Below are 12,456 nucleotides of genomic sequence, written 5' to 3' on the forward strand. Positions count from 1 at the left end.
AGCGCGGGCTGCCACTGCGCGATTAGACGGCGGTCCGTCCGCCGTCTACCGAAAGGGCGGCGCCGTGAATAAAGCTGGCGGCGTCACTGACCAGGAATGCCACGGCGGCGGCGATCTCGGAGGGTTCGGCCACACGTCCGGCCGGAGCCTGGGCGGCCATCGCATCGAGGGCGTCACCTAGCTGTGCAGAGCCGGGGGTTCGGGTCGGACCGGGAATCACCGCATTGACTCTGACTCCGTGGGGGCCGAACTCGGCAGCCCAGCTCTTGGTCAGATACAACAAAGCGGCCTTGGTTGCGCCATAGACGGACATCCCCGGCATTGCGAGTTGCGCCGCCATGCTCGAGATGTTGACGATGGCGCCGCGTCCTCGCTCTGCCATTGCTGGAGCTAGCTCTGCCACAAGGTAATACGGAGCCTCGAGATTCGTCGCGACCAGTGACTGGAAGCCTTCAACTGGAAATGCTGCGGCCGGTGCCACGACGCCGATGGCGGCGTTGTTGACCAAGATGTCGATCGGGCGCCCCACAAGAGCATTGGCGCGAGCTGCCAGGTCCTTGGCCGACACCGCCCCGGCACTGAGGTCCGCAGCGAGGAACTCGGCCGAACCACCGGACCGCCGGATCTCGTCGACCACCGCATTGCCGCGATCACGGTCGCGTCCGCACACCAACACGTTGGCGCCCCGAGCGGCGAGTTCTCCTGCCACCGCGGCACCGATTCCGCTGGTCGATCCGGTCACCAGAGCGGTCACGCCAGTCATATCGTTTCCCATGACCCCGACGCTAGGAGGAATTTTTTGGATTCGCCAATCCAAAATCGTTGGTGCACAGTACTTCTAACTGCCTCTCGGCAATGCCTCCAGTTGATCCACCACGGTGTCGACGGCTGCGGCGAACGGCGCGGGGTCCTGGCCGAGATGGCTCAGCAACAACCCGCCGAGAAGCGTTGACAGCGTCGTGGTTGCCAGACGGTGCGCGTCCAGGTCCGCTCCGATGTGACCGCGGAGCTGCATTGTCTGATAGCCAGCGCGAATATCGTTGTGCAGCTGGTGAAGTCCGGATTCAATGCGACCGTGGAGACCGTCCCGACCCCAGCCGCCAACAGGATCCAGCAGCGGGCACGCGTAGCGCGAGTCTGCGCACTCCAACGTGCCTACCACCTCATCACCCCACGCCCGCACGGAAGCGGCGGACGTGAAATCCAGCCTCATGGGGCTGCGCCCATCGCCACCCGCATCGCCACCGTCGATCGCCGCCAGGATCAACGAGTCGCGGTCGCCGAAATAGTGATAGATCTGCGAACTGCTCACCCGCGCTTCGGCACGGATGTCCTCCAGGGTGGTCCCAGCGACCCCTCGCATCTCGATCACCCGTGTTGCGGCTCGCACGATACGTTCGCGGGTCTGTTGCCCCTTCGGGGTCAGGCTGGTGCGGCCGTGCACGCCGAACCGTTCAACCGACACCGTCGCGCTCCACAATCTCTCGAGATCACCGCTTGTACATCAACGTTAAGTACAGCGTACGCATTCCCGGGATGCTGCGCTGATCAGCGGGCGATGACCGGCTCCGGCGCATCAGTGACCGAGCTGTCCAACGGCGGCGCCGGCTTTTTCTGCCGGTACTCCCAGCGCCGCAACGCATTCCGGCATGGCGATTCGATGAGGGCGTAGCTGACCGCCGCCATCGCGAAGCCCAGCACCAGCGTGAGGACCAGCATGACGATCAGGTTGCCGTTGAACATGAACTTGCCGACCATCGGGAACACCATCACCAACGCCGCCAGATGCCAGACGAACAGGCCGTAGGACCAGCGTCCCAGCGTGACCATGAACCGGCTGCCCAGGATCGGATGCGGGGTGTCCGGGCGATCGAGCACCAGCGGCGCCAGCAGCGCACCGGCGACGATGGCCCCCATCGACGTGCGAATCACGAACTGCCCCAACGTGGCCGGAACCAGATCCTTCGGGCCGGCCAGCGGCGATGCCGAGATCAGATAAGCCGCCAGCGCGATACCCGTGATGGCCCAACGATTTCGGGCCAGTTTGTGTGCCCATCCCGGCGGGCTGACGGTCCACTCGGCCAGCAGCATGCCTGCGGCGAACCAGGACGCATAGGCCGGCGGCCAGTTGAGGAAGTTCACCCCCTGCGCGGTGTGAATCGGCAGCAGACCCCAGGCCAGACTCGCCAGCGCCACCACGGCGATCACCGGGACCCGGGCGCGCACCGGCAATCGGCGCGCCAGAAACGCCAGTATCGGCAGGGCGAGATAGAAGCTCACCTCCACCGACAGGCTCCACATCTGGGTCAGCCCGGCGGTCAGGGTGAGCGGGACGTAGACCTGAGTCAGCGTGAGGTTGGCCCACCACACCGTCCAGCTGGCCTGGTTGGCCTCCGGCAGCAGCGTGAGGATGACGACGACCGCCACGACATATCCGGGCATGATGCGCACCAGTCGCGAGCGCAGATAGTGGCCGGTGGGTGGTCGCTGCCGTCGCCCGCGGGCCGCGGCGGCGTGACCGCGCCACAACAGAAAACCCGAAAGCGCGAAGAACACCGCAACGGCCAGGTCGAAGCGATGCAGCAGGCGTCCCACCACGGCGGCGTTGGTCCCGGTCTGGAACGCGACGTGGGTGAGCACCACTCCCATCGCCGCGCAGGCGCGCATCCCTTCCACCGCGGGCAGGAAGCTGCGGGTGCCCCCGATCTGCTCCGCCTCCGGTGTCATGCAGCCAGTGTGCCGGGGCACGGGTTGCCTGCGAAAGTGGGTACACCTGGGCTGCGGCGATGACCTCCTAATGAGCCAGTGCCCTGGCCTCTGCTGTTAGGGTCAATCACGTTTGCACCGCCTGCAGGCGGTGCTTTGCACGATCGGAGTGAGGGAGGCCACGGCAGCGTGAATCGCGCGGGCATGTTGCGTATCACGGCGTACGGCATCATCGGGCTCGGAGCCGCCCTGCTGATCGCCGCGCTGCTGTTGTCGACCTATACCTCCGGCAAGATCAAGAAGATCCCGCTCGATATCGACGAGACCTTGGTCAGCGACGGAACCGGTACCGCACTGGACCCGTCGTCACTGTTGGGTGTGAAGTTCGTGGTCGACAAGAACGTGCCCCTGGTGTCCCAGCAGCAGATCACCGTCGAGTCGCCGGCCAATGCCGATGTGGTGACGTTGCAGGTCGGCACCAGCATGCGCCGCAGCGACAAGCAACAGGACAACGGTTTGTTGCTGGCCATGGTCGACACCGTGACGGTAAACCGCAGCACCGCGCTGGCGGTGTCCGATGACACCCACCCGGGCGGGTCGGTGCAGAAGCCGCGGACCGTCGAGGACAGCAAGCCGCCGACCAACATCGCGCTGCCGCACGAGGGCCTGGCCTACCGGTTCCCGTTCAACACCGAGAAGAAGACGTATCCCTACTTCGATCCGATCGCGCAGAAGGCCTTCGACGCCAACTACGACGGTCAAGAGGACGTCAACGGGCTGACCACGTACCGGTTCACCCAGAACGTCGGCTACGACGCCGACGGCAAGTTGGTCGACCCGATCAAGTACGCCTCGCTCTACGACAAGGACGAGGACGGCGAGGTGACCGCGCGGGCGGAGCTGTGGGGCCTGCCCGGGCCGCCGGAAGAGCCCGTGACGATGACCCGCTTCTACGCCGCGCAGCGCACGTTCTGGGTGGATCCGGTCACCGGTGTCATCGTCAAGTCCACCGAGCACGCCAACCACTACTACGCCCGCGATCCGGTGCGCCCGGAGATGGCACTGGCCGACTACAAGGTCACCTCGAGCGAGCAGACCATCGAATCTCGGGTGGCGTCGGCCCGCGACGAGCGCGACCGGGTGGGGCTGTGGTCACGGGTGTTGCCGATCAGCTTCACCGCGGCAGGCTTGGTGGCGCTGGTCGGCGGGGTTCTGCTCGGAACGTTCAGCGTGCGCGCCGAGTCCGCACTGATCGATCCCGGCCTCGACACCGCAAACCACGGCTTCTTCGGCAAGGACGAAACCGGGCCGATGCCCGCCGCCGAGGCCGCCACCGAGAAGCTGCCCGCGGCGAGACCGGATCTGGAGCCCCCACCGCCGCAGCGGTGAGCTCGGCATGACCCAGGCACGCCGGGCGCTCCGGTGGGTGGTGCCGGGATATGCCCTCCTGTTGGCCCTCGCGGTGACCGCGCCGCTGCTGGCACCCGGTTATCTGCTGTTGCGCGACGCGGTCTCCACCCCACGGTCTTACCTCTCCGACAGCGCGCTGGGTCTGGGTGAGTCGGCGCCGCGTGCGGTGCCACAGGATTTCCTGATCGCCGCGGTCTCCCCGGTCCTCGACGGCGGCGTGTTGGTCAAGGTGCTCCTGATCGCCGGGCTCTTCCTCGCCGGCTGGGGCGCCGCGCGGCTGGCCGACGTGCTGGTCCCGGATGCCGGCATCGCCGGGCAGGTGGTGGCCGCCACACTCGCGGTCTGGAATCCGTACGTCGCGGAGCGGCTGCTGCAGGGGCACTGGAGTCTGCTCGTCGGGTACGGCAGCTTGCCGTGGGTGGCCGCGGCGATGGTTCGTTTGCGGGGCGAGCAGCCCGCGCCGTCATGGCCGCGGTGGGCGGCGCTGGTGTTCTGGCTCGCGCTGGCCGGGCTGACGCCGACGGGTCTGCTGCTGGCCGCCGTGGTGGCGCTGGCCTGTACCGCCGTCCCGGGTGACGGGGTGTCACGGCTGCGGTGTGCGACCGGGGTGCTGATCGCCGCGGTGCTCGCGGCGTCGCCGTGGTTGACCGCGTCGGCACTGGGCGACGCGCTGGCCTCGTCACCGACCTCAGGTGTGGTCGCGTTTGCGGCTCGTGCCGAGCCGGGCCTTGGCACTCTGGGCAGCCTGGCCGGTCTAGGCGGGATCTGGAATGCCGAGGCCGTTCCGTCTTCTCGCACAACGCTGTTGGCCTTGCTGGCGACCGTGGCGCTGCTGGCCGTGGTGGCGGTCGGATTGCCGACGGTGCTGCGCCGTCGATCTGCCGTGCCCCTGCTGGTGCTGGCCGCGGTGGGCGTGCTGCTGCCCGCAGTACTAGCCACCGGGCCCGGGCTCGCCGTTCTGCGAACCCTGGTCGAATCCGCACCGGGTGTAGGTGTGCTGCGCGACGGGCAGAAGTGGGTGGCGCTGGCGATGCCGGCCTACGCGGTGGCAGGCGCCGCCGCGGTGGTGACGTTGCGGCATCGACTTCGCCCGGGGATCACCGCGGCGGTGTGTGCGGTCGCGGTGATCGCCGTGCTGCCCGATCTGGCCTTCGGCGGCTGGGGCAAGGTCACCTCGGTGCGGTATCCGGCGGGCTGGTCGGCGGTGGCCGGCATCGTCAACGCCGCGCCGGCGGACGTGGCTGTGCTGCCCGCCGACAGCATGCGCCAGTTCGCGTGGTCCCGGCCGTCGCCGGTGCTCGATCCGTTGCCCCGCTGGGTTCGCGCCGAGGTGCTGGCCACCGGCGATCTGACCATCTCGGGCCAGTCGATACCCGGTGAGGGCGGCCACGCGCGCGACGTGCAGCGCCTGCTGCTGGCCGGCGGCAGTCCCGAGGCACTGGCCGATGCCGGGGTCGGCTGGGTTGTCGTCGAATCGGGCAGCGCGGGTGCGAAAGGAAACGCGCAACGGACGCTGCAGGGGCTGCCGGTGGCCTACCGCGATGCCGATCTCACGCTGTACCGAGTCGGGGGCGTGAGTCAGGTTGCGCCACAAGGAAAGAGAGCACTGGCTATCGCGACGCACCTGGTGTGGCTGGTGCTACTTGTCGGAGCCGGGATCGCCGTGCTGGCGGGCGGACGCCGGCGTGAAAGCAGCTCAGGTTAAGTGGTTTTGGGCGCCAGCGGACCGAGCTGGGTGAGGATCCGCGCGATCAGCTCATCCTGTTTGGTGAGATGCTCCTGGATCATCGCCGCCTCCTTCAGTACCGCCTCGGCGTCCTTGTACGTCTCGTCGGCTCGGGTGTCCGACGCCCTGGCCTGAATGTTCTGTCCGACGATGATGATGGGCAGCAGCACCAGCTGAAGGAAGCTGCTGGACAACCACACGACGACGAAGTAGGTGCCCTGCTCGATGGCGTCGGGTAGGGCGAACAGCGCGAGCACTGTGAAAAGATAAGCCGCCCACATGGTTCCGACGACGACCGTGATCTTGAGCCCGAACTTGGCATTGAAGCGCATCAGCCAGTTCTGGTGGTCGACACCGCGAATCTCGGCCGTACTGACCGGCTTCTTGGCTGCCAGCTCCGCGGCGCGCGGGTGACGGGCGTAATCGTAGATTTTCGACATCCCGGGATCATCACACGGCGAACCCGGGAATCGGCTGTCAGTGCCGGCGTTCGCGCTGCTCGATGACTCCGCTGACACGCGTGCCTGCGTGCACCGACTCCAGCACGGTGCGCATGGCGTCGGCGCTCTGCTGCCAAGAGAAGTCCCGGCTGCGCGCCTTCGCCTTGGCGCCGAGCTCGTCGCGCAGAACATGTTCGGCCAACAGGTATTCGAGGCGATCAACCAAATCGTTGTGGTCGTCGACCAGCACCCCGGTCACTCCGTCGATGACGGAGTCGGTGAGTCCCCCCGACGAGCGGTAGCCGACGGTCGGCACGCCATGCTGGGCGGCCTCGATGACGGCCAGCCCCCAGCCTTCCTTGCGGGACGGCAGCACGTGTACCCAGGATCGTTGTACGACAGCGTGTTTCGTCTGGTGGTCGACGTGGCCGTGGAAGGTGACCGCGTCGGCGATGCCGAGCCGGTGAGCGCGCTCCACGAGCCGCTCGTGCCACCAGCCGCCACCCACGATGTCCAGGTGCAGATCCGCGACGCGGGGGCGAAGTGCGGCCACCGCGTCAAGCGCGTCCTCAATCTGCTTGTGCGGCACCAGCCTCGACAGCACCACGACGCGGGGCGTCGACGACCGTTGCGCGGTAAGGGTGTCGGCAGGCGCCTCGTCGAGGCCGTTGCGCACCACGGCGATCCGCGCGGCGTCGACCCCGAGGTCGGACAGGTCGCGGGCCGACGGCAGGGAGACGGTGACGTACTGGTTGCGGCGGTGCATGCGCGGCGACAGCCATGATTCGACCAGCCAGCCGAGCCGGCCGACGAAGCGGCCTGCGACCGGCCACTGTTCGCGGTGGCAGTGATGCACCAGCAGCGCCACGCGCCGTCCGAACGCGAGCCGAGCCAGAAATGGGACACCGTTCTGGGTGTCGATGACGACATCGGGGCGCACCCGCCGCAGCGGGCCGACCCGCAGGCGTGCGGCGACCATGGCCAGTCCAGCCCAGATGTAGACGCTGTAGGGCCCACCGCCGCGGCTGATGGTGACACCGTCGACGACCTCGCGACGCGGGGCACCCCGATACCGGGCGGTGCGCAGGGTGACGTCGATGCCCGAGTCCGCCAGCAGCGTGCCGATGCGCTGAACATAGGTTTCGCTGCCGCCACCCTGTGGGTGGCCGGTGTCCCGCCAGCACAAAAGCAGGACGGAGCGAACGGGTGTGGACATCGAGTTCAGCCTAACCCCGTGCTGAGCACTCACTAGGGTGAGCCCGATGGCCGTCACCGACCTGTTCGCCAAGCGCGCGACGCTGGGCCGTTCGGTACGGCTGCTGGCCGAATTCCGCCACGAACAAGGCGACCCCGACCGCTTCTATGGCGCCCTGGCCGCCGACACCGCCGACATGGTCACCGACCTCTGGCGGGCCACCCACGCCGATACCCCGACCGGGCACACCCTCGTCGACGTCGGCGGCGGACCGGGCTATTTCGCCACCGCGTTCACCGACGCCGGCTGGGACTACGTCGGTGTCGAACCGGATCCCAGTGAGATGCATGCCGCCGAGCACGTGCGCCAGGCCGGGCCCGGCTCGTTTGTCCGGGCGTCCGGCATGGCCCTGCCCTTCGCCGACGGCAGCGTCGATGTCTGCTTGTCCTCCAACGTCGCCGAGCACGTGCCTCGCCCATGGCAGCTCGGTGCGGAGATGCTGCGCGTGACCCGTCCCGGCGGGCTGGCGATCCTGTCGTACACCGTCTGGCTCGGTCCGTTCGGCGGGCATGAAATGGGTCTGACGCACTATCTGGGCGGCGCCCGGGCGGCCGCCCGCTACACCCACAAGCACGGCCGGCCCCCGAAGAACAACTACGGGTCGTCGCTTTTCGCCGTCTCCGCGGCCGATGGCCTGGCCTGGGCGGTCGGCACAGGAGCGCTGGTCGCGGCATTTCCGCGCTACCACCCGCGATGGGCGTGGTGGCTGACGTCGGCGCCAGGGATACGGGAGTTCTTGGTGAGCAATCTGGTGCTGGTGCTGCGGCCGCCGATTCCCCCGAAATGAACAGGTTCTAGTTTCTGTCTTCAGTAGGTAATGTGACGGTCATGACACAGAGCACGGCTTTCAAGACCGAATGGGACCAGCTGTTCATCGGCGGCAAGTGGGTCGAGCCGTCGACCTCAGAGGTCATCGAAGTGCATTCGCCGGCGACCGGCGAACTCGTCGGCAAGGTGCCGCTGGCCGCCAAGGCCGACGTCGACGCCGCCTGCGCTGCCGCCCGCAAGGCCTTCGACGAGGGACCCTGGCCGCACCTGTCGCCCGCGGAGCGTGGCGAGATTCTGGGTCGCGCCGTCAAGATCCTCGAAGAGCGGGCCGAGGAGTTCAAGTTCCTGCTGGCCGCCGAGACCGGCCAGCCGCCGACGATCGTCGACATGATGCAGTACGGCGCGGCGATGTCGTCGTTCCAGTACTTCGCGGGCGCTGCCGACAAGTTCACCTGGCGCGATTTCCGCGACGGCGTCTACGGCACCACGATGGTCCTGCGCGAGCCGATCGGCGTCGTCGCCGCGGTGACGGCGTGGAACGTGCCGTTCTTCCTGGCCGCCAACAAGCTTGGCCCCGCGCTGCTGGCCGGTTGCACGATCGTCGTGAAGCCCGCCGCCGAGACCCCGCTGTCGCTGTTCGCGATGGCCGACGTCTTCGCCGAGGCCGGACTGCCTGAGGGTGTGCTCTCGGTGGTGCCCGGCGGTCCGGATACCGGTCGCGCGCTGACCGCGAACCCCGAGATCGACAAGTTCACGTTCACCGGGTCCAGCGCGGTCGGCAAGGAGATCGCCAAGATCGCCGCCGAGAACCTCAAGCCGTGCACGCTCGAACTGGGCGGCAAGTCGGCGGCCATCATCCTCGAGGACGCCGACCTGGATTCCACGCTGCCGATGCTGGTGTTCTCCGGGCTGATGAACTGTGGTCAGGCCTGCGTCGGGCAGACCCGCATCCTGGCGCCGCGGTCGCGTTACGACGAGGTCGTCGAAAAGCTCTCTGCGGCCGTCGCCGCGATGCCGATCGGACTGCCCGACAACGCGGGCGCCATGATCGGCCCGCTGATCTCGGAGCGCCAGCGTGAGCGCGTCGAGGGCTACATCAAGAAGGGCGTCGAGGAAGGCGCCCGGATCGTCACCGGCGGAAGCCGTCCCGAGGGTCTGGACAACGGCTGGTTCGTGGAGCCGACGGTGTTCGCCGACGTCGACAACTCGATGACCATCGCGCAGGAAGAGATCTTCGGCCCGGTGCTGGCGGTGATTGCCTACGACACCGAAGAGGATGCCGTGCGGATCGCCAACGACTCCGTCTACGGACTGGCCGGGTCGGTTTACACCACCGACAACGACAAGGCCATGAAGATCGCCGCCCAGATCCGTACCGGCACCTACGCGGTCAACATGTACGCCTTCGATCCGGGTGCGCCGTTCGGCGGCTACAAGAACTCGGGCATCGGCCGCGAGAACGGGCCGGAAGGCATCGAGCAGTACACGCAGGCCAAGAGCGTGCTGCTGCCCTTTGGCTACACACCCGAATAACTCGACACGAAAAAGCCCCCGCACGCAGCGCGTGTCGGGGGCTTTTTCGTGTGGGCTAGTAGATCGCGCGGACGATCATCTCGGCCACCGCGGCGGGCTTCTCGACACCGTCGATCTCGATGGTGTGCTTCACGGTCAGGTTGACCGTGTTGTCGTCGACCTTGGTGGCGTCGGCAAGCTCGGAGCGCACCCGGACCCTGCTGTCCACCGGCACGGCGGCGACGAACCGGACCTTGTTGAGCCCGTAGTTGACGGCCATCTTCGCGTTCTCGAGGCGGAAGTTGTCCTTGCTCAGCGCGGGGATCAGCGACAGCGTCAGGAAGCCGTGCGCAATCGGTGCGCCATAAGGACTTTCGGTCTTGGCGCGTTCGACGTCGACGTGGATCCACTGATGGTCGCCGGTGGCGTCGGCGAAATCGTTGATGCGCTTCTGGTCGATCTGCAGCCACTCGCTGACGCCGAGCTCCTCGCCGACCGCGGACGCCGCGTCGTCGATGGACGTGATCACCTTCATGGGGGCACCTTTCCTCATCAGTCCCGCCGGTTATTCCCCGCCATCTTGACCGACGCCTAGAACGCGTCCTCGCTCAGGTCCATGATGGCCAACTCGATCGACTCCGCGATCTTCCGCTCGGCGGCCAGCCGGGGCAGCATGTTGGCCGCGAAGAAGTTCGCCACCGCCACCTTGCCGCGGTAGAAAGCCTCCTCGCGCGGATCGGGATCGCTGTCCAGTGCCTGCAGCGCAATCTCAGCCTGGCGCAACAGGAACCAACCGATCAGCACATCACCGACGGCGAGCAGGAACCCCACCGATTCCAGTCCCACCCGGTACAGCTCGCGCGCGTCTTCCTGCGCGCCCAGCAGATAGCCGGTCATCGTGGTCACGATCGCGCGCAGGTTGTCCACCGCCTCGGCCAGCGATGCGCGGCTGGTGGCCAGTTCGGGCCGGGCGTCGGGGCTGTCGATGAACTTCTCGATCTGGGTGACGATGTGCGCCAGTGCCCCGCCCTGGTCGCGGGCGATCTTGCGGAAGAAGAAGTCCTGCGCCTGGATGGCGGTGGTGCCCTCGTAGAGCGAGTCGATCTTCGCGTCGCGGATGTACTGCTCGATCGGGTAGTCCTGCAGGAAGCCGGAGCCGCCGAACGTCTGCAGCGACTCGGTCAGACACTGGTAGGCGCGTTCGGAACCGACGCCCTTCACGATCGGCAGCAGCAGGTCGTTGACGCGTTCGGCCATCGACGCGTCGGCGCCCGAAACCACCTGCGCCACTGCGGGATCCTGATGTGCGGCGGTGAAGAGGTAGAGAGCGCGCAACCCCTCGGCGTACGCCTTCTGCGTCATCAGCGCGCGTCGCACGTCGGGGTGGTGGATGATCGTCACCCGTGGCGCGGCCTTGTCGGTCATCTGCGTCATGTCAGCGCCCTGCACCCTGGTCTTGGCGTACTCCAGTGCGTTGAGGTAACCGGTCGACAACGTGGCAATCGCCTTGGTGCCCACGAACATCCGGGCGTACTCGATGACCCTGAACATCTGCGCGATGCCGTTGTGGACGTCGCCCACCAACCAGCCGATCGCCGGGGTGCCGTGCAGTCCCAGGCTGAGTTCGGTGGTGGCCGAGGCCTTCAGGCCCATCTTGTGCTCGAGGTTCGTGACGTAGACGCCGTTGCGCTCGCCGGGTGCGCCGGTCTCGGGATCGAGCAGGAACTTCGGGACCACGAACAGGCTCAGCCCCTTCGTGCCGGGTCCGGCGCCCTCGGGGCGGGCCAGCACGAGGTGCAGGATGTTCTCGAAGAAGTCGTCGGCGTCGCCGTTGGTGATGAACCGCTTGACGCCCTCGATGTGCCAGCTGCCATCGTCCTGCTTGACGGCCTTGGTGCGGCCGGCGCCGACGTCCGAGCCGGCGTCCGGCTCGGTCAGCACCATGGTCGCGCACCAATTTCGTTCCGCAGCCAGGCTCGCCCAATGCCGCTGCTGCTCGTTGCCGATGTGGAACAAGACGTTGGCCATGATCGGGCCGGCCATGTACATGAACACCGCCGGATTGGCCCCCAGCACCAGCTCGTCGATCGCCCAGGTGACCATCGCCGGCGCGGGGACACCGCCGACCTCCTCGGCGAGCCCGATGCGGAACCATTCCCCCTGCTGCCAGGCGCGCATCGACTTCTTGAACGGCTCGGGCAACGACACCACATGCGTGTCGGGATCGAACGTCGGCGGATGTCGGTCGGTCTCGGCAAACGATTCGGCCACCGGGCCCTCGGCCAGGCGCGCCGCCTCGGAAAGCATCTCGCGCACCGAGTCCCCGTCGAGGTCGGGGTAGTCGTCGAGGGCCTTCCCCAAATCGAGCAGCTCGAAGAGATTGAACTCGAGATCGCGGACGTTGCTCTTGTAGTGGCTCATCGAATGCGTCCTTTTCAGTCGCCGACGCAGCCGAGCCTAGTCCGTTTAGCCCGTCTGATCAGGGTGATCCGACGGCGGCCAGAAATATGATCTGGATCATATAAACGCACTGCGCGTGAAACTATCCGCAGCTCAGTGTCGGCCTCTTCCTGCGGTTAATGCTCATGAGGGAATCCACCTTGCGCTAAGAGCGTTCTAATCTTATGGTCATAATCATA

Annotated in this window: 11 protein-coding genes; 4 read left to right on the forward strand and 7 right to left on the reverse strand. The window is 67.1% G+C overall.

Annotated elements, in window-relative coordinates:
* Positions 1–22: 22 nt before the first annotated feature.
* The 3 genes from SLQ31_RS21195 to SLQ31_RS21205 form a co-directional block, all read right to left on the reverse strand.
* Entirely contained in the window at positions 23–775 is a 753-nt protein-coding gene (locus tag SLQ31_RS21195; RefSeq protein WP_319436014.1) for an SDR family NAD(P)-dependent oxidoreductase, read from the reverse strand.
* A 63-nt stretch (positions 776–838) separates the two neighbouring features.
* The gene (locus SLQ31_RS21200) at positions 839–1,465 is read right to left on the reverse strand and encodes a helix-turn-helix domain-containing protein (RefSeq protein WP_319436015.1); all 627 of its coding nucleotides are present in this window, start codon (positions 1,463–1,465) and stop codon (positions 839–841) included.
* 83 nt (positions 1,466–1,548) lie between these two features.
* Positions 1,549–2,727, reverse strand: a complete 1,179-nt coding sequence (locus tag SLQ31_RS21205; protein WP_319436016.1) for an acyltransferase — start codon at positions 2,725–2,727, stop codon at positions 1,549–1,551.
* Positions 2,728–2,895: 168 nt separating this feature from the next.
* Between SLQ31_RS21205 and SLQ31_RS21210 the strand changes: the two genes are divergently transcribed.
* Entirely contained in the window at positions 2,896–4,095 is a 1,200-nt protein-coding gene (locus tag SLQ31_RS21210) for a DUF3068 domain-containing protein (protein WP_319436017.1), read from the forward strand.
* Positions 4,096–4,102: 7 nt separating this feature from the next.
* Positions 4,103–5,821: a hypothetical protein gene (locus tag SLQ31_RS21215; protein WP_319436018.1), complete on the forward strand. Its 1,719-nt coding sequence runs from the start codon at positions 4,103–4,105 to the stop codon at positions 5,819–5,821.
* Here SLQ31_RS21215 and SLQ31_RS21220 read toward each other — a convergent pair.
* Both SLQ31_RS21220 and SLQ31_RS21225 read right to left on the reverse strand, forming a co-directional pair.
* The gene (locus tag SLQ31_RS21220) at positions 5,818–6,282 is read right to left on the reverse strand and encodes a DUF1003 domain-containing protein (protein WP_319436019.1); all 465 of its coding nucleotides are present in this window, start codon (positions 6,280–6,282) and stop codon (positions 5,818–5,820) included. The genes SLQ31_RS21215 and SLQ31_RS21220 overlap by 4 nt on opposite strands.
* Positions 6,283–6,319: 37 nt before the next feature.
* Entirely contained in the window at positions 6,320–7,498 is a 1,179-nt protein-coding gene (locus SLQ31_RS21225) for a glycosyltransferase family 4 protein (RefSeq protein WP_319436020.1), read from the reverse strand.
* A 46-nt stretch (positions 7,499–7,544) separates the two neighbouring features.
* On the opposite strand from SLQ31_RS21225, the gene SLQ31_RS21230 reads away from it, so the two are divergent.
* Positions 7,545–8,324 carry a class I SAM-dependent methyltransferase gene (locus SLQ31_RS21230; RefSeq protein WP_319436021.1) on the forward strand — a complete coding sequence of 260 codons (780 nt, stop codon included), beginning with the start codon at positions 7,545–7,547 and terminating at the stop codon, positions 8,322–8,324.
* 41 nt (positions 8,325–8,365) lie between these two features.
* Positions 8,366–9,838, forward strand: coding sequence for an aldehyde dehydrogenase (locus tag SLQ31_RS21235; protein WP_319436022.1), 1,473 nt, complete (start codon positions 8,366–8,368; stop codon positions 9,836–9,838).
* A gap of 55 nt (positions 9,839–9,893) precedes the next feature.
* On the opposite strand, the gene SLQ31_RS21240 is transcribed toward SLQ31_RS21235, so the two are convergent.
* The gene (locus tag SLQ31_RS21240) at positions 9,894–10,352 is read right to left on the reverse strand and encodes a MaoC family dehydratase (protein ID WP_319436023.1); all 459 of its coding nucleotides are present in this window, start codon (positions 10,350–10,352) and stop codon (positions 9,894–9,896) included.
* A 56-nt stretch (positions 10,353–10,408) separates the two neighbouring features.
* On the reverse strand, positions 10,409–12,238 hold the full coding sequence (locus SLQ31_RS21245) for an acyl-CoA dehydrogenase (protein WP_319436024.1): 1,830 nt from the start codon (positions 12,236–12,238) through the stop codon (positions 10,409–10,411).
* Positions 12,239–12,456 lie beyond the last annotated feature (218 nt).

The sequence above is a fragment of the Mycobacterium sp. RTGN5 genome (assembly GCF_033804465.1).
In the GTDB taxonomy this organism is placed as follows: Bacteria; Actinomycetota; Actinomycetes; order Mycobacteriales; family Mycobacteriaceae; genus Mycobacterium.